The organism is Paraburkholderia tropica, assembly GCF_014171495.1.
Lineage (GTDB): Bacteria > Pseudomonadota > Gammaproteobacteria > Burkholderiales > Burkholderiaceae > Paraburkholderia > Paraburkholderia tropica.
The window spans coordinates 421,901-443,807 of sequence record NZ_CP049137.1; the positions used below are offsets into that span (position 1 = coordinate 421,901).

Below are 21,907 nucleotides of genomic sequence, written 5' to 3' on the forward strand. Positions count from 1 at the left end.
TGGCCGAATCCGCCATACCCGATGGCATACGCTATCGGCATGGCGGCGCTTGTCCGCCGCAGCATCACAACATGGACCAACGACGGGATTCGATCACATGGCAGTCAGACAGCTCTTCATCCTCGGCACGCGCGGCATTCCCGCGCGCCACGGCGGCTTCGAGACGTTCGCCGAACGCCTCGCGCTCTACCTCACGCAACGCGGCTGGGAAGTAACGGTCTACTGCCAGAGCGACACGCCCGGCAGCGAAATCAGCGAGGACAGCTGGCAAGGCGTGCGCCGCATAATCGTGCCGGTCACGCGCGCGGGCGCGCTGGGCACGATGGAATTCGACTGGAAATCGATTCGCGACGTCACCACGCGCGACCCCGCGCTCGTGCTCACGCTCGGCTACAACACGGCGCTGTTCTGCACGTATCTGCGCTGGCACGGCATCACGAACATCATCAACATGGATGGCCTCGAATGGCGTCGCGAGAAGTGGAAATTTCACGAGCGCGTCTGGCTGTGGCTCAACGAGCGCGTGGGATGCTGGACCGGCAATCATCTGATCGCCGATCATCCTGCGATTGCGGCGCATCTGGCCACGCGCGTAAAGCGCAAAAAGATCACGACGATTCCGTATGGCGCCGACGCCGTGGATGTCGTGAGCACGATGCCGATTCGCGCGCTCGGTCTCGACGAAGTGCGTTACGGTCTCGTAATCGCGCGGCCCGAGCCGGAGAATTCGGTGCTCGAAATCGTGACGGCGTTTTCGCGGCGGCCACGCGGCGCGCGGCTAGTTGTGCTCGGCACGTATCATCGCGATCATCCTTATCATCGCGCGGTGCTCGATGCAGCCAGCGAGGAAGTGTTTTTCCCGGGCGCGATTTACGATCAGCAGGTCGTGCGCTCGCTGCGTTATCACGCGAATTTTTATGTGCACGGACATCGCGTTGGCGGAACGAACCCGTCGCTCGTCGAAGCGATGGGCGCGGGCAGCGCGGTGATCGCGCACGACAATGTGTTCAACCGCTGGGTCGCGGGACCGGAGGCGCGCTTCTTCGCGACCGAGGCCGATTGCGATATGCACATCTCCGCGCTGATCGGCGATCCGGCGACGGCGACAGCCATGGGTATTGCGAGCGCGCAGCGGTTTAGAAGCACATTCCGCTGGGATAACGTGCTTGCGCAGTATGAGGCGTTGCTGGATCGGCATGGGCACACCGAGACCGGATACGCGCCCGCTGCGCACGCACCGCGCGCCGCCACGCGCCCCGCTGCCGCACTCGATCTCGGCGTGCGCACCGAGCGTAAGCAAGCCGACATCGCGACGGCGATGAGCGGCGAACGCGCGGGCAGCCAGATCGACTGAAGGTCGCCACACGTGGCTGCGCCCGCCCGGGCGCGCCCTGCTTGCCCACCCGTGCGTGCAGGGCTTCACTCCTCGCACGCGAGAACGCCAGACTGAGCGACGTTCCCCATGTCATCTTCAAGCCCTGCCTCCCCACGTTCGCGCGCGCAACGCGCGAGCGTGTTCGCCGCCGTCCTCGCGTTGACGGGCGCACTGGTCTTTGCCTGTACGCCTGTCGCCGCAGCAGCGTCGTTTTATCGCTTCGACATTCCGAAGATCGCACCGCACTCGATTGCCGATTTCAGCGCGCTCAATGCGCCGCTCGAGGCCGCCGATCGCCTCACGAGCTGCGGTAACACGCTCTGCACGATCGGCACGAAACATCTCGTGCGTTTGTTCGGCGTGAACCTGTTGTTCGGCGCCGCGCTGCCCAACGCCGCCGAGGGCGCGCAACTCGCGCAGCGCTTACGCGCACTGGGCGTGAATTTCGTGAGACTGCACGGGCTCGATTCAATTGCTTCGTCGAACGCCGGCGGGCCAACGGGATTGCTCACTGCCGGCCCGTTCCCGACGCTGAACGACGAAGCGCTCACCCGTCTGCGCGCATTTCTCGAACAGCTGCGCTCGAACGGCATCTATACCGATCTCAATCTGCACGTCGCGTACACGTTTCGGCCGGACATCGACCACACCCAGGCGTTGCCCGACGGCCGCGCGTGGCCGACGCAGTCAAAGCCGCTGCAGATGATCGACGAAACCGCGATCCGTCTTCAAGCGCTCTACGCGCAACGACTACTCGAAGCGCTACGCGGCGCGGGCGAGCCGTCTCTCGCCGTGGTCGAAATCAACAACGAGAGTTCGCTCGTCTATCACTGGATGGACGGCACGCTCGCGCGTCTCGTGACCGGCCCGCTGCGCGACACCCTGCGGGCGCAATGGCTCGCTTACTGCGCCGCGCACCGGATCGCGCCGGATGACGACGAGGACGACCGCGGCGTCGTGCCGCTCGACACACGCGATGCAACGCGCGCGGCGGCCTACCTCGATTTTCTCGTCGATAAAGACCGGCAATATCTCGACACCATCGCGCGCGCGATCAGGCAGGCGAACGACCACGTGCTCGTAATCGGCACGCAGATGAATTTCGGCACCCTTGCGAACTTCCGTTCGCTCGCCAACATGGACGTGATCGACGCGCACTTTTATGTCGATCAGTATGCTTTTCCGGGCGGCATGTGGCGGTGGAACAACTGGCAGATCACGGACCGTTCGAATATCGGCACCGGTTTGATTCCTTTGATTGGCGCAGCTTTTTACCGGTCGCTGGACAAGCCGTTTCTGATCACCGAATTCAATCAGCCCTGGCCGAACCGGCAGGCGTCGGAAATTTTGCCGGAGACCGTTGCGTTCGCGAGTCTGCAGGACTGGAGCGGTCTGACTTTTCACGACTATGCGCAAACGCGCGAGGGCTACGACACCAAGGCGCCACTGGAATTCAGCCTGGCCGGCGACGCGACGAAGCTCGTCCAGTTCGGACAGGCGGCGTGGGCGTTCAGGACCCGCGCTATCGCCCCGCTCAATGCGGTCGCGCCCTATCGTTTCGACAACAGCGTGATGCTCGATGCGGTGACGAAACGAACCATGGACGGTATCGCCGCATTGCTCGAACAGCGCGGCGTGGCGAAGGCGTCCGCGCCCTTCACCGCGCGCGTAGGGTTTTCCGCGACTGACGCGCCGCTGCCCGCCGCGCAAGCGGACAGTACCAATCCCACCGTGAACACGACGACACAACCCGACGCGCAATTCGACATGAACGCGCGCACGACCGTGATCGACGCACCCGCCATAGAAGGCGTCACGGGCTATCTTGAACCCGGCCGCGCGTACCGCCTCGGCAACGGCGGACGCTTTCAGCTCAAGCTCGATCGCAGCACGCGCGGCTTTGTTTCGCTCATGCTTTCCGCGCGCGACGGCCGCACGATCGAACACTCGCGTTCGATGCTGCTCACCTTACCGGGCTATGCGGTGGGATCAACCGCTTCCGCACATGGCCCCGCGCCGCTCGACCTGACACCGGCTTCACCGCCCTTGCGCGAGGCGCTCAAGAACCCGCTCGATATCACGTCGCCGCGATGGCGCATGGCCGATCCGGCCACGCAGGCAACCGTCAATCTGCGCGCGATCGAAGCGCCGGTCTGGATGGAGCGTATTGCTTGTACCTTCTCGTTTTCGTCCGACGCAAAGTCGCTGCGCGTATTCGCGCTCGATGCAAGCGGCCAGCGCCGAAGCGAGATCGCGGCGCGTTTCATCAGAAAGACCGCAACGGGCTTCGACATCGATTTGCAAGTCTCCGGACAAACGCCCGCGCCGTGGTTCGAAATCGCGGCTTCGGATTGAATCGCATCGCGCGCCTCACTCATTCACCTACGCATTCCATTTGCCCATGAACTATCTTCTCGCTCTCTGGTGCCTGTCGCTCGCGATGTTGCGCCAGAGAAAAATGGCGCTGCTATTTCCCATTCTGTGCTTCTTCACGCCAAAAGGATTCGGGCTGATCGACGTCGCCGCATTACCCTATTTGTCGTTGAATCGTGCGATTGTCCTGTTCATGATGCTGTCGTTCGTGCTTTACGTGATGGCGGCGGGATTCAGGATCAAGCAGACACATTTTCCGCTGGCTTCCGCGTTCACCATTCTCGGTCTCTCGTTTCTGGCTTCGCTGGTTTCGAATCCAGATACCTGGGCGTCCGACGCGGTCACGACATTCATGTTGTTTTCCGAATTGTTCTTCCCGTGCTTTCTGATCTGGAATTTCTGCCAATCGTCGCGCGATGCGGAACGCGCGCTGCGATACATCTATATCGCCGGTATCGTCGCGTCGATTTACGGCACGGTGGCGTTCGCGACGCACTTCAACCCGTTTCTCGACTACATGAAAATGACGACGCCCACGGGCCGGGTGCTCGCTGCGGACTATAGCGGCTCGGTGCGCGGCGCGCGTGCGGTGGGCATGATGTCGAACGCCATCACATATGGCGCATTTCAGGCCATGACTTTCCTGATCGGCATTTTCCTGCTGCGCGCGAATCGCTCCGCCTCGCGACTGCTCTGGTACGTGTTGGGTCAGCTCGTTCTGTTTGTCGGCATCTTCGCCACGGGTTCGCGAACGCCACTCGTATTCGCGCTGTTTTCGACGCTCGCCTTCGTCTGCCTCGCGCGCACGCGGCACAAGATTGTCGTGGTGCAGGTGGGCGTCGCCGTTTGTGCGATCGCCAGCGTAATTGGTCTGCAATACATCGAGAAAGTGATGGACTTCGCCCTTTCGGTATTCAGCGCGAATAGCGCCGCCAGCCAGTCTGGCAGTTCGCTCGATATGCGTCTCGGCCAGGCGCTCATCGCCTGGAATTTCTTTACCGACGCGCCGTGGTTCGGCGGCGGCGTATCGAAGACACGCTCGATTCTCAGCTCGGGCGCCTACCCCGACTTCTATGGCGCAGAGAGTGCGATCTTCCAGTGGGCCATCGATATGGGCGCTTTCGGGCTGTTCGCTTTCGTGGCCCTGTTCACCAGGATCTTCGCGCAAGCCCGCAAGCTGCCGAATCAGTCGGGACGCGCAGTCGTGGTGGGTATGACGGCGGGTTATATCGTCTTCGTGATCTCGACCGGCGTCCTGGAAACGATGCAGTTCTTTCTCGCGATTGTCGTGCTGATGTTCATCGCAGAGGGACGCCGCGTGTCCGCTCCCGGCCGTTATCACGCACTGGAGCGCATCGCGCATGACGCGATATCCGCAGAACGCGCTCAACCGCTGGGTTAACGCCTGCAGCAGAAATGAAAATGACCGGCGTACCTCTTGCTATGAGGCGCGCCGGTCGGGAATGCAACGTTGTGCGCAATTGCGCGCGTAATCAGCGTCCTTCGAGCGCCCCGCTGTCCAGTTTGCGCTGAAGCGCGCGCGCGAAAATCAGCAAACCCAGCGCAACTGCGCATAACGCCGCAAACACGCAGCTTGCCGCGAGGAATGCGCAGAGCTTGCCGCTATCGCGCCAAAGCCACGCAAAGTGACGCGTCGCGCCTGCGATCAGCACCGCAACGAGGACCGTCACGCCAAGCACATCGACGCGCAGCTTCCACCGCACAATCTTGCGCCCCACCACCGAACACCCAAAGCAATACGTCGCCCCCGCCGCCAACGCCGCGCAGCCCGCGCCCACGCCGCCAAAGCGCGGCGTAAGCACCCAGCTCAGCAGCGCATTCAACGCCAGCACCAGTGCCGCCGCGATGCACATCGTCGCCTTGCGTTCCTTGAATTCCAATGGCTTGTGAAAGAACGGCCCCAGCGAGAAACTGAACGACGATGCCACCAGCAGCGGCAACAGCGTCGCCGCCGCGCCAAACCGGTCACCGAGGAAAAGCCGCGTCGCCGGTTCGGCCACGGCATACACGAGCGCCACGAGCACCGCGCCCGCGCACAGCAGCCACGTAATCAGATCGCCAAGCTGGCGCGCCGCCGCCTGCTCGTTGCGCGAATTCCACGCCGCCATCAATTGCGGCCAGGTCGCCGCGAGAATCGGCGCCATCACGAGATTCACCGACCCCACCACGAGCGTCGACGCCGCGCCATACAGGCCCGCCATTTCCGCACCGGACAGCGCGCGCACGAGGAGGCGATCGCAATACATCGCGAGATTCATGAAGATGAACCAGAGCGTCATCGCGCCGCCGTAAATGCGCAACTTATGAAATACCGTACGCGCGCGCCGGGAAAACAGCTTGTCGCGCACCGAACGCGCGAATAGCCCCGCACGCCACGCGCCAAACATCGCGCCCAGCGCCTGGGCTGACGTTACCGCGAGTAACAAGCCGCTCACGTCGCCCTGCCACAGCTCGCACACGAGCAGCGACAACGCGATCTTCAACCCGCCCGCACTCGCCTGTTGAATTGCATACGGCCACGCACGCTGCTCCGATTGCAGAGCCGTGCCCACCAGCGTAAACAGCGTCTGCGCCGCGATCGCGAGCACGCAGACCGGCCAGAGCGCGCCGTCGTGCGGATCGACCAGGACCGCAATGCGCGCCAGCAAATAGAGGACGGCAAGCACGCCGAGTATCGCGCCAGCGCCGATCAGCACCGCCGCTTTCGCATAACTCGCCGCGCGCGCGCCCGACCCGGCCAGATAGCGGCCCGTGGCCTGCTGCAACCATTGTCCTGCAACCGAACTGGCCAGCACGATCACGGTGATCGCAACGGTATAGCCGCCGTAAATCGAGGGCGCAAGGCGGTGAGTCAGCAAAGAAATGAGGACGATGTTGAGTCCCGCGTTGCTGCCGATGCCGAGCGCGTAAGGCACATAAGTCGACCAGATCTTGCGCAAGCGTGTATTCATGACGCGTCCACCGGTCGGCCCTGCGCGAGCGCGTCGAGCAGCTTGTGCACCGACGCTTCCAGCGTAAATTGCTTCGCGAGCCCGATCGAACGCGCCGCGAACGCCGTGCGCCGCGTATCGTCGCCGAGCAGCGCGACCAGCGCGTCGCCCAGTGGTTGCGCCGCTTTCGGCGGCACGACGAAGCCGTTCTCGCCATCCACCACAAAGTCGCGCGTGCCGCCGTTGTCCGCCGTGACCACCGCGCAGCCGCACGCCATCGCTTCGAGTGCGGGCAGTCCCCAACCTTCGCTCCAGCTCGGGCACAGATAGATCGACGAGGCGTTGTAAATCGACTCGCGCAACACGTGGCGCGGCGCATCCTGCACATAGTCGATCCAGTCAGGCAGCAACGCCGGACGCGCCGACGTGCCGAACACCCTCGCGCGTAAATCGGGGAAAACGGCTTTCGCCTGCACCAGCGCCGCCACGCCCTCCGCCGCGCCCTTCCATGTGTGGGGCGAATACAGCATGCTCACGGTGCGCGTGCGCGCGTCGAGCGGCGCGGTCACGAAGAACTCATCGTGATCGACGGGATTCGGCACCTGCCACGCGGCTTCGCCCGACAACTCATGCACCAGATCGCCAAGCCAACCCGATATCACGATCTTGCGCAGCGATGAACGCAGCGTCCGATTCACGCGTTGCTCCGGACCCGACCATGTTTCGTAATGCTGAATAAAATAGAACTGCTCACCCTTGCTCGCGGGAAGCCGTTCGACGTACTCTGCAGTCCGCCACAGCGACGCCACCACTACGTCAGCGTCAGGCATGTAGCGCGAGTAAAGCGCGGGCACCACGCTGATCTTCACGTCGGCGTGCATCTTCATCCACGGCACCGTTGCCGGTTCGCGCCCGTGGCCCACGCCTGCGAGCTTCGCGCAATCGGCGGCCAGCGAGCGCAGTTTCGTGCGCGTCGTGGGCCGGAAACGCCAGAGAAACAGCGTACGCGGATGCAGTACTTCGACTTCGTGTCCCGCTTCGGCGAGCGCATTCGCGTATTGGTAGACGATCTTTCCGCCGCCCGTGGGCCGGGGCGTGAGACGCGGCAAAACAAAGGTGATTTTCATGCGGTTGGGGTCAGCGGCTTTCTTGCGGAAGCGCAGTGGCATCGCGCGCGGCGCTCGCCGGACGAGCCGACGCGCACACGGTATCGGCGATCGCGCGCATATAGGTGTCGACCGTGAACGCGCCCACGTAGCGCTCACGCGCGGCGGCGGCGAGGCGCGCGTAGTCGGTATCGCTCAACGCCACGGCGCGTTGAACGGCGCGGATGAAATCGTCGGCGTCGCTGGCTTCGAACAGGAAGCCGGTCGTGCCGTCCGTCACGATCTCCTTGAGACCGCCCGTCGCCGCCGCGATGACCGGCCGTCCACAGGCGAAGCTTTCGATCGCGACCCGCCCGAACGGCTCGGGCAACACCGACGGCACGAGCGCGTAGTCGGCCCACGCGTAATGCACGGAAGGGGCGTCGGTGAAGCCATGAATCTCCACGCGCTGCGCGCAGCTCGCCGCCGTTTCGCGCAAGGTGTCGAGCACGGCCTCATAACCCGGAAAGACATCTCCGACGATGCGCAATTCCAGCGGCAGCGCGTGTCCGAGCGTGCGCAGCGCATCGACCACGAACTGCTGACCCTTCCAGGGATTGACGCGGCCGATGATCGCGAGGCGCAGTACGCGTCCCTCTCGCGGCCTCACGGGCGCAACGCTGCCCTCGGCGTCGACGCCGTTGTGAATCACCTTGCCCGGCAGCGCGAACGCGGCCGCCGTCGCGTGCGAGTTATAGACGAGCGCGGCGCGCGAGAAGCGCAACAATGCGCGAAACACACTCAGCGCGAGCCGCGACGGTATCTCCCGAACATGCACGTAGGTACCCGCGCGGCGCGTGCGCAACGCCGCGATCGCGGCCACGCACACCACGGTATTTACGTAGCAGATGTCATATTGCCGGAACGCGCGCACGTAGCGCCGCCACGACGACGCCATGCTCGCAAGCGTGCCGAGCGGCCGCGCCTTAAGCTTCTTCTTGCGCAACACCCCATTCTCGTCGTACTGAATCCGGCTCGCATATCGCGCCACCAGGTCGACGAGCGGCCCAGGCTCGGGCAGCACCACATCAATCAACGCGTCGGGATGGCGCTCGCGCAACGCGGCCAGCGCCGAAAGAAAACTCCGGTCGGAACCATACAGTTCCGCACCCTGATGCACCATGACGATGGTTAGCGGCTTGCTCAACGAAACACCTCGGCAACGACGTGGAAGAATCGGCTACGTGCTCGCACGGCGCTCGCAACGCGCCACGCCTTCCACAACACATAGCCACGAATCGCCAGCATTTCCAGCGGATTGCGATCGAACACGCGCAGCCACGATTGCCACAGCCAGATCTGCCGTTGCAGGATCGCGGCGGGATCGGTCGTGCTGCGCAGCGCGGAATCGTGACCGAGTTGCGCGCCGGTGATCCACGCGCGCGCGCCGAGCCGCGAGAGATCGCGGCAAAAGCGCGTATCCACGCCATAAAGGCGCAGACGTTCGTCGAACGGGCGCGGACCGAGGCGCGCGAGCAAGGCGCGGCTCATGCACATGCCGCTCATCATCGCGGTGAAGTTGCGCGGCAGCATCGCCTTGCCCGTTACGCCGGGTAGCGACGCACCCTTGATCCACTTGAGGCAACCGGGGCTGATGGTCTTGTCGCCGTGCATGATGCGCGGCGCGTACACATCGGCCTCGCGTGTTTCGATCGCCTCGATCAGTTCGCGAAAGAAGCGCGCATCCACGCGAGAGTCCTGATCGAAGATCGCCACGTAAGGACGGCTGCTCGCACGCACGAGCGTGTTATAGACCTTCGACAATGGCTCGTTCGCCGCCGACGAACAGTAACGCCACGGTATGCGCAGAAAATCGGCGGGCGGCGGCGCAGGCTGCTCGCGCGCGTTGTCCCAGATGTGCACTTCGGCGTCGATGCCGAGGGCGGCGAAATCGATCTGACTCAGCGTCATCAATGTTTCGGCATCCTGAGGATGGCGTCGATACAGCACGACGATCATATCAATCGCCTGCATGATGCTCGCTCTCCAGCCGGCTGCCCACGACGCGCGCGGGCACGCCCGCCACGATCGAATACGGCGGCACGTCGCGCGTCACCACGGCGCCCGCCGCGATCACGCAGCCCTGTCCGATCGTCACGCCGCCCAGCACTGTCACGCGCGCGCCGATCCAGCAATCCTCGCCAATCGCAATCGGCTTGCGCGTGGTGCCCTGCTCGCGGATCGGCCGCGCAAGGTCGGCGAAATTATGATTCTCCGGATGCGCGCTGAAATGCTGGCCGATGATCGTATTGCGCCCGATGCGCACGCCGCCCGAACCGCCCACACTGGAGAATTCGCCGATACCGCAACCGTCGCCGATCTCGATGTACGCGCCAGGCCGCGCGATATCGGTGCCCACGACGAGCCGCACATACGCGCCGATCGTCGCGCGCGCGCCGATACGCAATCCGTCGCGCCCGAGGCCGCTGAGGATCGCGCCGTCGCCGATGGTCGCGTAACGGCCGATGCGCACCTTGCGGCCAAAGCGCAGTCGCACGCCGCGCCCCACGAAGCACGGTGTCGCGCGCGCGCAGCGCAATGTCGTCAGCAGCGTGCCACGCGCGAGATTCACGCTCTGCTCGGTGAGAAACAGCAGCACGTCCAAGCCGCCGATATCGGGCGCCAGCGCTTTTCCGGGGCGAATGCGCCGCAGCGCAGCGTTAACCATGCCCGTCAGCATGCGCGTGCCCGGCGGCGAGCGCCGGTCTCGGTGTGTGTCATGAGTGATCCGTCACGTGGGGCCATCAGGTCGCCGCAGCAAGCGTTTCGGGCAGCGCCACGCCGTCGAGACAGCAGCGCAGCGCGGCGTCCCATTCGGGCGCGCGCAGACCGAAAGTACGCCAGAGCTTGCTGCAATCGAGCGCGGAATTCGCGGGGCGTTGCGCGGCCGTGGGCCATGCGCCGCTGTCGATCGGGCGCACGTCCGCCGTGCTGCCCGCGATCGCGGCAATGGTCGACGCGAAGTCGTGCCACGAGGCGCAGCCGGACGCCGTGAGGTGATAAAGGCCCGAGCGCGCATCCCACCACGCGCCGCGATCGTCCGCCGCGAGGCTTTGCGCGACGATATGCGCGGTCTGCGCGGCAATCGTCGCGCTCCACGTCGGCGCGCCGAACTGATCCGCGACGACGTCGAACGTATCGCGCTCCTGGGCGAGCCGCAGCATCGTGCGCAGGAAGTTCTTGCCGCGCATGCCATAGACCCAGCTCGTGCGCAGAATCAGATGGCGGCAGCCGACGTTCGCAATCGCGCGCTCGCCCGCCAGCTTCGAAAAGCCATAGACGCTCAGCGGACGCGCGGTGTCGGTCTCGACATAGGGCGCGGTCTTCGTGCCGTCGAACACGTAGTCGGTCGAATAGTGGATCAGCACCGCGCCCGCGCGCTTCGCTTCGAGCGCCATCACATGCGGCGCTTCGGCGTTGATGCGATACGCGAGTTCGCGCTCGGTCTCGGCGCGCTCGACCGCCGTATAGGCCGCCGCGTTGATTACCAGTTGCGGACGCAGATCGCGCATGACCTGCACGATCGAATCGGGATCGCTGAGATCCAGACCCACGCGCTCCGGCGCGACCACGCGGCCCAGCCCCTGTAGCGAGCGCATCAGTTCGTGGCCGACCTGGCCGTTACGGCCGGTCAGCAAAATCAGCGGAGTCGCGCGCCCGTTTTGCACGCCGATACTGCTGCTCATCTGTTCATCTCCCGATCGGGTTTCGATTCGTCGCGGTGCCATGCATTCAATACGCGTTGCTGTTGACGAGGCCCTTCACCACCGTCGCCATCACGATGCGCATGTCGAGCGCGAACGACCAGTTGCGCAGGTAATAGAGATCGTGCTCCACGCGCTTTTCCATCTTCTCGATGCGATCGGTTTCACCGCGATAGCCATTCACCTGCGCCCAGCCGGTAATGCCGGGCTTGATGCGATAACGGTGGATATAGTCGGTCACGACGTCCTGATAGAACTCGTCGTGTTCGAGCGCGTGCGGACGCGGACCCACCACCGACATTTCGCCGCGCAGCACGTTGATGAATTGCGGCAGTTCGTCGAGACTCGTGCGCCGCAAGAACGCGCCGACGCGCGTGATACGCGAATCGCCGCGCGTCGCCTGCGTGACCACGCCATGCTGTTCGGCATGCACGCGCATGGAGCGGAACTTGTAAATGCGGAACGCGTGGCCGTCAGCACCCTTGCGGTATTGACGGAAGAACACCGGGCCGCGCGACGAGAGCTTCACCGCCACGGCAATCGCGATCAGCAGCGGCGACAACGCAAGCAACGCGGCCGCGGCAAACAGGCGGTCGAAGATGTCCTTCTTCACCATCGCATGTGGCGGCAGCGGCGACGCGATCAAATTGATGGCGGGTTCGCCGATCAGATCGGTCATACCGCCGTCGAATAGCGCGACGCTCTGCATGTCGGGAATAAAACGGATATTGACCAGCTCGTTGCGGAATTCGCGCACGAAATGCTGGATCGTCTGACTCTCCGAAAGCGCCAGCGCCAGCCAGATCTCGCGCACCTTATTACCGCGCACGCGCGCGACGAAGCGCTCGAATTCGCTCTCGCCATTCGCGTCGCGGCGCTCCATCGCGGCGGGATCGAACATCGCCGTCACGCGAAAGCCGCTTGCGGGCGATGTCTGCACTTTGCGCACGAGTTCGCGGCCGCGCTCGCCGTGTCCGACGATCGCCACGTCGCGCAGATTCATGCCCGCATGGCGCACGCGGCGCATCACGCCATGCACGACGAGACGCGAAACAATCAGCGCGCCGCCCGAGATCGCCGTCCAATACACGAACCACAGGCGCGAGACCAGATCGGTACGATGCAGCGTAAACATCAACACGAGACCGCAGACCTGCACCACGATCCATGCGAGCGCCGTCTTGCCGACAAGCGCCGGCAAGGAACGGCCGCGCCACGACTCGTAGAGCCCGAACACCGGAAACGCGGCGAGCGCAAAGGCAATTGCAAAGGCGATGAACGCGCTGTTCATCGGATTGACGACAGCGTCCTGATAGCGGATCTGCGAAGCCAGCAGCGCGCCCGACCCGATGAGCGCGGCGTCAAGCAGCCGCGCAAGCAGTCCTTGTATTCCTGGCATTATCCGACTCCCGTGCGTGAGGTCTGCGGCGAGGGCACGCAGCCCATCGATTCGCATTCCTGCCTGAATGGCGAGCGGCGCGCCCGTGTTCTGGCGCATCGCGTCATCGCGGGCTTCGGCTGCTTTGGCTGGCGCCATCGCCTTGTCGACGCCCGGTGCGACCCGGGCCAGCCTCCGCTCGTTGCAATGCATCATAGACAGGCGGCCCGCAGCGGCTTCGCGCCTGACCGATCCGGCCAACATGTTGGCGGGATCGGGTCAGGCGGCCGCGCGTAATCAGCCAGGCAGCGACAAGACGGCGAATCCGCCGCCGCGCGATATCAACGCGAATGCGAAGGCCGATGAAGCGCAGATTGAATTGGCGCTATCGAGAAGGAAATTGGCGCGTACGGAATGGCCGATGCGAATCCACCGTGCGAAAACCGGCAGAAGCGATTGAAAAACAGAATAGAGAGAATGACGCGAAGAATGACGAGAATACAGCGCACGTTCGTGCGGGAATCGCGAAGGGAATATTCAGGCGGAAAAAATCGGTAATTCGAACTCGATCAAACGGGATAGCAGAATGACGGCGCGGCGATTTTTACCGAAACGCCAAAATGGCCGAAATGGCCGAAACGTCACATCATTCTGTTGCTCGGCACGTAAGCGTGCGCAAAGCCCTGGCTTTCCCAGGCGTAGAGCGAGCCGAGCGATTCGATGCCGCGAAACGGCTTTTCGATGCTGGTGCTCGCGCCGTGTTTCAACCCGGAATCGATCACGTCATGCGAGGTGCCCGGGGCCACGCACAGCACTACGGGCACGGCCGATTCGGACTGCGCGAGCTGATACAACGTCTCGTAGCGGCAGCAGTCCGGGTTGATCCAGTCGATCAGGCAGACGTCGACCGAGACCTCCGCCAGCAGGCTCCGGAACGCTTCGTCGTTCGATGCGGCGAAACAGACGTGCCCCGACAACGCACAGGTTTCGAGGACGCGGTCGAGCTCTGCCAGATCGGGTTCCAGAAGGGCAAATTTCATGTGAGTGGGAGCACCTGCAACGACGCCATTAACCAGGGTTTGGGCACCACTGGATTCAACCGTTCGCATAACCCGCGCGACGAGCAACGTGGTGACGTTCCAAAAAGTCTACGCGAAGTTTTCGGAAAAAGTGTCAGAAAAGGTTAATACCTGGGAGATATCCTGGCATCGCGAAGAATGATTAAACTTTTCTTTGCCTCTGCCGATAATTCAGAGGATGAATCCAGCCCGATTCCAATCGGCGCGTCATCGAATCAGCGGGTCGGTTTTATGCAATTCGCACATTTTCGGGCGTGCCCGCTCAGGGTATTTGAAAGTCGGTGGTGAGCGCTACGAAAATTTTCACTGCGCGTCGTTTCGCCTCGCAGGCGACAGTCGACTTGAATGGCGCACGATGGCCGCGGCCCCGCATCCATCAACAACGCACGAGCCCGCACGCACACTGAGACGCACGGTATAGCGCAAAGCAATGGGCGTTATATCGTTGCGCGGTTCGCGCGCTTCCACGCGACGTCATCGCGCGCGGACACGCACGCGCAAGCACCCGACAGCAGACACGCATCGTCGACGGACGCGCACAGCCTTGCGCATGACCGTGCAGTAAACTGGCTGCCTCATTCTCCCGGGAAACTACATCGTGCCTCTCACCGCGCATCAGCCGAGCCGTGGCGGCAGCGCCGTCGCTTTCGCCGCGCGCAGCGCGGGTAAAGCCATCGGCGTCGTCGTATTCAATGGATTTTCCTTGCCGGAAATGGCGCGGCTCGTGGAAGCGTTCCAGCTGGCCAACACGATGTCCGCACCGCACGCGGACGCCGGCCTGCAAAGCGCCCCGTGGCGCGTCACGCTGCTCTCGCCTTCGGGCGGCCGCATCGCCAGCGACTCGTCGGCCTTCGTGTGGACCGAGGGATTCGACGAGCACGTGCCGTCGTCGCCATTCGACACGCTGTTTCTCGTCGAAGGTTCCGGCTTGTCTGCCGCGTTGCGCGATCGGCGCGTCACGCACTGGTTCACGCGTGCGGAGTCGAACGGCGAGCGGCTGATCGCATCGGCGCGGAGTTTGCGATGGCTACGCGCACCGAGCCGGCGTGCCGCCGCGTTCGAGGACGCGCACACGATTCATCACGACGCAATGCGCCACGCGAGCCGCGTCAGCGAAACACGCTTCGCCGCCGCGCTGCAATTGATCGAAGCCGACCAGGGCGCGGCCATCGCGCAACGCGTGCAAAGGCAAATCGCGCATCGCACCGAATCGCCCTTCCCCGTGAGCGCCGACGCTATCGCGAAGCGCGGTCCGAGCGAGCAGATTCAAGCCGCGATGCACTGGCTCGAAGCGCACTGGAACGAATCCGTGGCGATGAATGAAGCCGCCGACGCGGCCGCGATGAGCGAACGCAATTTTCTGCGCCGCTTCAAGATTGAAACCGGACAAACGCCCAACGCGTTTTTGCAGCGGCTGCGTTTCGACGCGATCTGTCGACTGCTTGTGCAAACCGATCTGCCCGTCGAGCACATCGCGCGCCGCTGCGGCATCGGCAATGGCGTGCGGCTTGCGCGTCTGCTGCGCAGTCGGCTCGGCGTCACGCCTGCTGAATATCGGCGCGCGCCCGTGCTTTGAAACCTGAAATCCGGATTGAAACCTGAATCCTGCGTGCCGCCGCGCGAATCGCGCACGCGGCGTGTGAAGACATCACGCGCACGCCCGCAATTCAAAGAGCGTGATCGATCTGTTCAACGTAATCGGCGTGATTCGCATTCACGCGGTCGTGCGGCGCATGTTGGTGCGATATTCCGTGGGCGTGGTCGAGAGATGCTTGCGGAACAGCTTCGCCAGCCAGCCGCCGCTGCCGAGACCGCATCGCCGCGCAACCTTGTCGACGGGCAGATCGGTGTCGACGAGCAAACGGCAACACATGTCGATCCGTACGTAGAGCAGATAGTCCGACGGCGTCACGCCCATTTCGATCTTGAAGCGGCGCAGAAAATTGCGTTCGCTCATCGCGGCAATCTGCGCCGCGTCGTCGATCGTGATGGGGCGGTCGCCATTCGCCTCAAGCCATTTCGCCGACGCCTGAATGCGTTCGCTGACGAAGCCCGACACGTTCTCGCGTATCGTCGCGGTAAATGACGTCTGCTGCTGCGTCATGACGCGGCCCACGGCCTCGCGTGCGAAATCGCCGCCGAAATCCTGCTCGATCAGCGCAAGCGCCTTGCGGACCGGCGCGGTCGCGACCGCCGCAAAACCGCCTTCGGCCGAACGATGCGGCTCGCCTGCGCCGCGCAGGAACGCGTCCCAGCCATGCGTCGAACGCTCGACACCGGCGGCGTCGAGCAAGAGCCGCCCGTCGCCGATCGGCACCACGGCTTCGCTGCGCGAGCCCTCGCGTTGCAGCCAGCGGATCAGCCGCTCGTCGCGCAATGCATGACGCGCACCGGCGCCGCCCGCAACGAAGAGCGTATGGAAGCCGTCCGAGAAGCGGCGGTTTTCGACGCTTTCAGTCCACACGAACACGGACGAAGAACTGTCGATGCGTCCGCCTGCGATGGACAGCAGGGTCACGTCGTAGCGGAGCTTGCCGCTCATGGCCGGCTCCGATTGCGATAACGCATTCGCCGACTGGAACATCTCCAGAACCGTTGCCGCTTCGGGCAACGCAAAGCCACTAAAAAGGAGCAGGCCAATGCGTCTCGCCGCATCCAGATGCGGTAAGACGCGCAACTCCGCGACGTTATTTCTTTGACTACGTGTCCCACACTCCATCGGTTACCCCGCTAATCAATTGTCATATCAGCTTGCGTCGAGCTGACTTAATCGACTGATCTGATCGTACAGTATGTGGGTACACGTTTAAACACCGACTGGCGGAAATCGCCAACATGTTGGCGGCAAATGGCATTCGGCAAAAATCGGGAAAACGTTTGCCTCCCTTTTCAATATTGCCGATAAGACCTGGCATAAGAAAACCGGTTGAAATCCGCCAGATTCCGCTGCCGAAGCAGCGCGGATCGCACCATCGAGTCAGCCATGAAATCCTTGTTTTCATTGATGTTTCATGCCCTGTCCGAGGCTTAGCCGAGTGCGTCGCCGCGCGCATTACCCTGCAATTCGGGCTTCTACTTATGCGCGATGAATCGGCAATTCACATTTATGCAATTTTGCACCAAAGTCGCGCGACCTTTGGCGGATCTATATAGAGAGTGAATATCCGATTCGGTGAATTATGTTGATTGCCGAACAGATTCAGTTCGCGCCCTGCACGACAGGAATGCATTCGGTGGCTTTCGGCATGCGCGAGCGCGCGCGCAAGCGATACTCCGCCGGCGTGCACGCAAAACGTTTTACGAATACGCGCGCCATGGTTTCTCCGCCGCGCCAGCCGCAGCGCCTCGCGATACCGTCGAGCGAAAGGTCGGTCGAGACGAGCAGCGTCGAGGTCAATTCAAGCCGCGCGCGCAACAGGAATTTCAGCGGCGTGAGTCCGGTTTCCACCTTGAAGCAGCGCAGGAAATTCCGCTCGCTCATCGCCGCCATGCGCGCGACGTCGGACACCTGCACGGCATGCGTGCAATTCGCCTCGAACCACTGCACGGCCGCGCGCACGCGTTGCGTCGACGAGGCGGCGCTGCCCTTCACGAATACCGAGTTCAGCGCGCTCGCACCCGCCGACGACAATCGGCTCGCCACCTCGTGCGCGACGAGCACGCCAAGATCGCGCTTCACGCGCGCGAGCGCGGTGGTGGTGGGCGTGGCCCAGTCCGAAGCGTCGGCGGCCGCGCGCACGGTCGCCTGGCCGCATCCGCCATCGCGCCAGCCGCGTGCGCGCGCGGCGTCGAGCACCTCGCGCCCTTCGGCGAACGCTTCGACCATCGGGCAGCCGGGCAGCGTGGCCGCGAGCCAGCGCAACAGGCGCGGCTGCGCCGCCGCAAGGCGCGCGCCTTCGCCATCGCCGATGAACAGCACGTCAAAGCGCGTCGCGCGATGCATCTCGCACGCATGCGTCCACACATCGAGCGACGACGACGAACGAATCTGCCCACCGTCGAGCGATAAAAAGCGCACGTCGTAAAACGTCGCGCCATTCGAGCGCGCCGCGTGTGCTTCATTGGCGAAGCGGAACAAATCGGAAATCACGCTCATCATCAAGAAGCTGAAGCCTTCGAACAGCACCACGCCGATGGTGCGGCCGGCGGCTTCCACCTCGGCATTCACGGCTCGATCGTCTTTCTGCGTCATTGAACTCTGCATGGATGAATTCGCCTCCCGTCGCGTCGCATCATAGTGTTGTCGCGTCGCGCGCTTGCGGGCCCTGTCGGTTTTCAACATCAGCTCGGCGGATTCGCCCATGTGCGCGAATCCGCCCAGGATGGGTTGCAATCGGCCACGCCCGCGCCCTTTCGATTCGCGCTGACTAAGATGCACCGGCAATGATGTACCGGCAATCGGACTCACGGCCGGACCAACACACAGAGACATCGCGACGATGGCGGGAGGATGGCTGAACATGGCGGATGCGGGGCTGCAACAACTTTCGCCCGATGCAACGCCCCGAGCGAATGCCGGGCGTCATCGCGCGAAAAAAATCGGCATCGTGGTTTGCGACGGTTTTGCGCTGTTGCCGGTCGGCGCGGTCGTCGAGATCCTGCATCTCGCGAACCGGGTGCGGGCCGGCGGCGCCACGGCGGAGTTGCCTTATGACGTGCGCCTGCTTTCCGTGCACGGCGGCGTCGTGCGCAGCGCGTCGTCGATCGGGCTGCAGACCGCGCGCGCGGAACCGCCCGCTCACGCCGAGGCCTTCCATGCCGTGTTCGTCGCGACCGGCGACCCCGCGCGCGAAGACGCCGCGCAGGAACCGGCGAGCGCGGCGCTGAACCGCTTCGTCGGACTGGCCGACAAGGTTTTCGCCATCGCCGACGGTGAAGCACACGACAAAGCACACGACAGAGCGCACGAAGAAGCGGCGCGCCCCGCGTGGCTGCGCGCGCAGGTGGCGCGCACGATGGCGGAACACGACGGCATCGAGCGCAGCGGCGCGGCCACGAGCCCGGTCGAACTCGCGCTCGCGCTGGTCGAAGCCGACCTCGGCGCGGCCATCGCGCAGGACATCGGCCGCCGCGCAAGCCAGCCGCTGCGCTGGCAGTTCTGCTCGCTCGCGGGCAAACGCTCGGTGGCAGCGCTCAGTCAGCAGATCCAGCGTGCGGCGCACTGGCTGGAGACCAACGCCACGCGCGACATCAGCACGGACGACGCGGCAAAATTCGCCTCGATGAGCAACCGCAATTTCCAGCGCCGTTTCAAGGCGGAAACCGGCGTGACGCCGTCCGACTATCTTCAGCAGACACGCATCGAACTGTGCTGCAAAATGCTCGCCGACACGCGCCTGCCCGTCGATAAAATCGCGCGCCGTTGCGGCCTGCGCGGCGGCGCGCAGCTGTCCAAACTGCTGCGACGGCGCTTGAACACCACGCCCACCGATTACCGCGCGCAAATGCAGGCGTCGCATAAGGGCTGATCGCGTCGCCTGCTTTGCGCGCGATTGTCGTGATCGGCCAAACCGGGTGCGATTTAGCCAATCGGGCGCGTGCGTCATATTGGATTGCTAAATTGATTGCTGATCGCAACGATGCCTGTGAAGCCGGTCAGTACCAGAAAGCGCGGGAAATGTGGGCTGGCGCTCATAGCGGCCCATCGGCATCGCGAACTGCACGGCGCACTGTTGCACTGTCGCGCCATCCTGGCGCTGAACCTCAACCGGAACGTGAACCTGCCATGCGTGCATCTGACGTCGATTCGCGATTGCCCGTCCAGGCTTCGAATGCGCTCGACAATATCGAACGTTGTTGCACGCGGCTGTTCGAGCGCTGGTGCGAAAGCCGCCGCGTCGTGCCGCTCGCCTATTTGATGCACGCGTGGCCGATGGCCGATCCGGGCGCGCATCGCGCCAAACGGCTCTCGGGCGCGCTGCGCGATCTGCTGCGCTTTCACGCCGACACGCTCGATTCCGGCGACCGCCGACTGATTCGCTACGCGCTCGCGGCGGCGGATATGGCGACACTGATTTAGGACGCGCGGCAGTTCAGGCAAGGCGTCGGCCAATGGGTATCAGCCGGACAAAGCGTGTCCGGAAGGAGCGCAATTCGCGGCGGCAATTTCGTCATTTCATTTCTGGAATTGTGTGGCAATCCGGACACGCGTTGTCCGATTTGCGCTGCAAACTGCACTCTCCAAGGCAATCGGGACTCACCACATCATGATGAAGCACAGTCAAACCGGCGGACGAAACGTGAATCGTCGCGATGCCGCGCTGCCCGATTCCGCGCGCCCGCTTGCGCATGCGCCGCTGCGCATTGCCATCCGCTTATGGGGCTACGATGCCGCCGTCGCGCAGACGTGGCTCGACGCGCTGCCCACGCTCGACGGCCTGATCGGGTGGAGCATCGCGCTCGCGCCGGACAGCCCCGGTGCGCACATGGTCGTGCATATGATCAAGCCTTCGCAGATGCCCGGCGCCACGTTCTGCTGGAATTGCATGGGCGCGAATCGCGCGATTGCGCGCATGGATCCGGCCGACGGCGCGGCCATCGCGCTGTTCGCCGGTCACGCGAAGGCCTTGCCGCCGACGCGCGACGGCTTGTGGATGACGTCCGGCGCGCTGCCGCCGCGCGCTGCGCTGTTCCGGCTCGCGCATCTGATCGGCGCGGCGGCGATGCCCACGTCGTCGGGTGATTTTGCACTGCGCTACCACGTGCTCGAAATGATCGGCGGCGAACTCGACGCAGCGTGAGCCAGGGGCGCTCGCCCCGCTCGATTGCGCCTTTGGCGCAGCGCTAAAACGCCTGCGCGGACCGCGCGCGTCCGGTCCGCGTGCCGCGCTTCGCTCTCTGCATCACTCACTCGCTTCACTCTTTCGGGAAGTCAGATCGTGTATTGTCCTGCGCATCCGTTCGCCACGCCGCACGCCATCCGGAAAAAGCCGATCGGCATCGTGCTGTTCAATGGCTTTGCGCTGTCCGAGTTGTCGCGACTCGTCGACGCGTTCCAGCCCGCCGATGCGGACAACACGCCTGCCGTTCCCGGCAACGCCGCGCCTTGCGACGTGGTGCTGTTCTCCGCCGCGGGCGGCCGGATTGCGAGCGCGAATTCGGTCTTCGTCTGGACCGAGCGTATCGAAGCGATGCCGTTGCAAGGCGATTTCCACGCGTTCTTCGTGCTGAGCGGCAGCGGGCTTGCGGCCGCGCTCAAAGATACGCGTCTCGTCGCGTGGCTCCAGCGCGCGGAATCGAGCGGCGAACGCGTGATCGCGACCGCATCGACGCGGCAACACCTGCGCGCGGCGGGCGTGACCACACACGATGCGACTCACGCTGCGCACGATCTGATCGCTGCGGCACGCAGCATGATCGACGACGAGCGCAGCGACAAGAAAACGACGCACCAGGATAGTCCGGATACCTATGCAAACAAACCGCTATCCGATCTGCCTGCTTTCAACTCGTTCGCAAACGACAGGATCAACGCCTCGATCCGCTGGCTCGAAGCGCACGTCGACAAACCGATGAGCATTCGCGACGCCGCGCAGGCCGCCGCCATGAGCGAGCGCAATTATCTGCGCCGCTTCAAGGCCGCGACGGGCTTCACGCCCTCGGAATACGTGCTGAATCTGCGTATCAAGGCGATCTGCCAGTTGCTGGTGGAAACCGATCTGCCCGTCGAGAAAATCGCGCGCCGCTGCGGCATCGGCAGCGGCGCGGGATTGTCCAAACTCTTCCGCCATCACTTTCAGCTGACGCCGACCGACTACCGCCGCCAGTTCGCCGCGGAACGCGAGCGGCGCATGCGCGAAACCGCCCCGACCGACCGCACGCCGCTTCAGCAGATCCGTGTCATGACGCCCGCGCTCGCGCGCAGCGAGCTTCAATTCGCCCTGTAATCGCGCGCGTGCGGCG

The 21,907-nt window shown here is 63.8% G+C and carries 19 protein-coding genes; 9 read left to right on the forward strand and 10 right to left on the reverse strand.

Annotation, left to right across the window (positions count from 1 at the left end; genetic code table 11):
* Positions 1 to 97 precede the first annotated feature (97 nt).
* The 3 genes from G5S35_RS32480 (at position 98) to G5S35_RS32490 (ending at position 5,150) form a co-directional block, all read left to right on the forward strand.
* Complete coding sequence (locus G5S35_RS32480; protein ID WP_183040519.1) at positions 98 to 1,354, forward strand: DUF1972 domain-containing protein; 1,257 nt, start codon at positions 98 to 100, stop codon at positions 1,352 to 1,354.
* A gap of 159 nt (positions 1,355 to 1,513) precedes the next feature.
* Positions 1,514 to 3,730, forward strand: coding sequence for a glycoside hydrolase family 5 protein (locus tag G5S35_RS32485; RefSeq protein ID WP_183040520.1), 2,217 nt, complete (start codon positions 1,514 to 1,516; stop codon positions 3,728 to 3,730).
* Between the two features lie 46 nt (positions 3,731 to 3,776).
* Positions 3,777 to 5,150, forward strand: a complete 1,374-nt coding sequence (locus G5S35_RS32490) for an O-antigen ligase family protein (RefSeq protein WP_183040521.1) — start codon at positions 3,777 to 3,779, stop codon at positions 5,148 to 5,150.
* Positions 5,151 to 5,241: 91 nt separating this feature from the next.
* Here G5S35_RS32490 and G5S35_RS32495 read toward each other — a convergent pair whose 3' ends face one another.
* The 7 genes from G5S35_RS32495 to G5S35_RS32525 all read right to left on the reverse strand — a co-directional run bounded on the left by G5S35_RS32495 (position 5,242) and on the right by G5S35_RS32525 (position 12,947).
* Positions 5,242 to 6,720 carry a lipopolysaccharide biosynthesis protein gene (locus G5S35_RS32495; RefSeq protein WP_183040522.1) on the reverse strand — a complete coding sequence of 493 codons (1,479 nt, stop codon included), beginning with the start codon at positions 6,718 to 6,720 and terminating at the stop codon, positions 5,242 to 5,244.
* Positions 6,717 to 7,826 carry a glycosyltransferase family 4 protein gene (locus G5S35_RS32500; RefSeq protein ID WP_183040523.1) on the reverse strand — a complete coding sequence of 370 codons (1,110 nt, stop codon included), beginning with the start codon at positions 7,824 to 7,826 and terminating at the stop codon, positions 6,717 to 6,719. The genes G5S35_RS32495 and G5S35_RS32500 overlap by 4 nt, the downstream gene beginning before the upstream one ends.
* 10 nt (positions 7,827 to 7,836) lie before the next feature.
* Positions 7,837 to 8,991: a glycosyltransferase gene (locus G5S35_RS32505; protein ID WP_183040524.1), complete on the reverse strand. Its 1,155-nt coding sequence runs from the start codon at positions 8,989 to 8,991 to the stop codon at positions 7,837 to 7,839.
* Complete coding sequence (locus tag G5S35_RS32510) at positions 8,988 to 9,818, reverse strand: glycosyltransferase family 2 protein (RefSeq protein WP_183040525.1); 831 nt, start codon at positions 9,816 to 9,818, stop codon at positions 8,988 to 8,990. Before G5S35_RS32510 ends, G5S35_RS32505 begins: the two co-directional genes overlap by 4 nt.
* A complete protein-coding gene (locus G5S35_RS32515; protein ID WP_183040526.1) occupies positions 9,805 to 10,512 on the reverse strand; it encodes an acyltransferase in 708 nt (235 codons plus the stop codon). Before G5S35_RS32515 ends, G5S35_RS32510 begins: the two co-directional genes overlap by 14 nt.
* Positions 10,513 to 10,588: 76 nt before the next feature.
* Positions 10,589 to 11,530, reverse strand: coding sequence for a dTDP-4-dehydrorhamnose reductase (rfbD, locus tag G5S35_RS32520; RefSeq protein WP_065057871.1), 942 nt, complete (start codon positions 11,528 to 11,530; stop codon positions 10,589 to 10,591).
* Positions 11,531 to 11,576: 46 nt separating this feature from the next.
* On the reverse strand, positions 11,577 to 12,947 hold the full coding sequence (locus tag G5S35_RS32525) for an undecaprenyl-phosphate glucose phosphotransferase (RefSeq protein WP_124261622.1): 1,371 nt from the start codon (positions 12,945 to 12,947) through the stop codon (positions 11,577 to 11,579).
* A gap of 85 nt (positions 12,948 to 13,032) precedes the next feature.
* On the opposite strand from G5S35_RS32525, the gene G5S35_RS32530 reads away from it, so the two are divergent.
* Positions 13,033 to 13,386, forward strand: coding sequence for a hypothetical protein (locus G5S35_RS32530; RefSeq protein WP_124263295.1), 354 nt, complete (start codon positions 13,033 to 13,035; stop codon positions 13,384 to 13,386).
* A gap of 181 nt (positions 13,387 to 13,567) precedes the next feature.
* Here G5S35_RS32530 and G5S35_RS32535 read toward each other — a convergent pair whose 3' ends face one another.
* Entirely contained in the window at positions 13,568 to 13,966 is a 399-nt protein-coding gene (locus tag G5S35_RS32535; protein ID WP_065057868.1) for a response regulator, read from the reverse strand.
* Positions 13,967 to 14,603: 637 nt separating this feature from the next.
* Here G5S35_RS32535 and G5S35_RS32540 point away from each other — a divergent pair.
* Positions 14,604 to 15,581, forward strand: coding sequence for a helix-turn-helix domain-containing protein (locus tag G5S35_RS32540; RefSeq protein WP_183040527.1), 978 nt, complete (start codon positions 14,604 to 14,606; stop codon positions 15,579 to 15,581).
* 138 nt (positions 15,582 to 15,719) lie between these two features.
* Here the strand turns inward: G5S35_RS32540 and G5S35_RS32545 are convergent, their stop codons facing one another.
* Together G5S35_RS32545 and G5S35_RS32550 are read right to left on the reverse strand one after the other, a co-directional pair.
* Entirely contained in the window at positions 15,720 to 16,547 is an 828-nt protein-coding gene (locus G5S35_RS32545; protein ID WP_231957419.1) for a helix-turn-helix domain-containing protein, read from the reverse strand.
* Positions 16,548 to 17,204: 657 nt separating this feature from the next.
* Complete coding sequence (locus G5S35_RS32550) at positions 17,205 to 18,197, reverse strand: helix-turn-helix domain-containing protein (RefSeq protein ID WP_065057865.1); 993 nt, start codon at positions 18,195 to 18,197, stop codon at positions 17,205 to 17,207.
* Positions 18,198 to 18,465: 268 nt separating this feature from the next.
* Here G5S35_RS32550 and G5S35_RS32555 point away from each other — a divergent pair, with 268 nt between their 5' ends.
* From G5S35_RS32555 to G5S35_RS32570, 4 genes are all read left to right on the forward strand, one after another.
* Complete coding sequence (locus G5S35_RS32555) at positions 18,466 to 19,473, forward strand: GlxA family transcriptional regulator (protein WP_183040528.1); 1,008 nt, start codon at positions 18,466 to 18,468, stop codon at positions 19,471 to 19,473.
* A 257-nt stretch (positions 19,474 to 19,730) separates the two neighbouring features.
* Complete coding sequence (locus G5S35_RS32560; RefSeq protein WP_080180334.1) at positions 19,731 to 20,024, forward strand: hypothetical protein; 294 nt, start codon at positions 19,731 to 19,733, stop codon at positions 20,022 to 20,024.
* Positions 20,025 to 20,211: 187 nt separating this feature from the next.
* The gene (locus G5S35_RS32565) at positions 20,212 to 20,745 is read left to right on the forward strand and encodes a hypothetical protein (protein WP_080180333.1); all 534 of its coding nucleotides are present in this window, start codon (positions 20,212 to 20,214) and stop codon (positions 20,743 to 20,745) included.
* Positions 20,746 to 20,883: 138 nt separating this feature from the next.
* The gene (locus G5S35_RS32570) at positions 20,884 to 21,891 is read left to right on the forward strand and encodes a helix-turn-helix domain-containing protein (protein WP_183040529.1); all 1,008 of its coding nucleotides are present in this window, start codon (positions 20,884 to 20,886) and stop codon (positions 21,889 to 21,891) included.
* The last annotated feature ends 16 nt before the right edge of the window (positions 21,892 to 21,907 follow it).

Coding starts and splice junctions, on each gene's coding strand:
- G5S35_RS32490 (WP_183040521.1), top strand. CDS start 3,777: ATGAACTATCTTCTCGCTCTCTGGTGCCTGTCGCTCGCGATGTTGCGC.
- G5S35_RS32480 (WP_183040519.1), top strand. CDS start 98: ATGGCAGTCAGACAGCTCTTCATCCTCGGCACGCGCGGCATTCCCGCG.
- rfbD (WP_065057871.1), bottom strand. CDS start 11,530: ATGAGCAGCAGTATCGGCGTGCAAAACGGGCGCGCGACTCCGCTGATT.
- G5S35_RS32535 (WP_065057868.1), bottom strand. CDS start 13,966: ATGAAATTTGCCCTTCTGGAACCCGATCTGGCAGAGCTCGACCGCGTC.
- G5S35_RS32550 (WP_065057865.1), bottom strand. CDS start 18,197: ATGACGCAGAAAGACGATCGAGCCGTGAATGCCGAGGTGGAAGCCGCC.
- G5S35_RS32515 (WP_183040526.1), bottom strand. CDS start 10,512: ATGGTTAACGCTGCGCTGCGGCGCATTCGCCCCGGAAAAGCGCTGGCG.
- G5S35_RS32495 (WP_183040522.1), bottom strand. CDS start 6,720: ATGAATACACGCTTGCGCAAGATCTGGTCGACTTATGTGCCTTACGCG.
- G5S35_RS32500 (WP_183040523.1), bottom strand. CDS start 7,826: ATGAAAATCACCTTTGTTTTGCCGCGTCTCACGCCCCGGCCCACGGGC.
- G5S35_RS32555 (WP_183040528.1), top strand. CDS start 18,466: ATGGCGGATGCGGGGCTGCAACAACTTTCGCCCGATGCAACGCCCCGA.
- G5S35_RS32560 (WP_080180334.1), top strand. CDS start 19,731: ATGCGTGCATCTGACGTCGATTCGCGATTGCCCGTCCAGGCTTCGAAT.
- G5S35_RS32565 (WP_080180333.1), top strand. CDS start 20,212: ATGATGAAGCACAGTCAAACCGGCGGACGAAACGTGAATCGTCGCGAT.
- G5S35_RS32525 (WP_124261622.1), bottom strand. CDS start 12,947: ATGCCAGGAATACAAGGACTGCTTGCGCGGCTGCTTGACGCCGCGCTC.
- G5S35_RS32545 (WP_231957419.1), bottom strand. CDS start 16,547: ATGAGCGGCAAGCTCCGCTACGACGTGACCCTGCTGTCCATCGCAGGC.
- G5S35_RS32510 (WP_183040525.1), bottom strand. CDS start 9,818: ATGCAGGCGATTGATATGATCGTCGTGCTGTATCGACGCCATCCTCAG.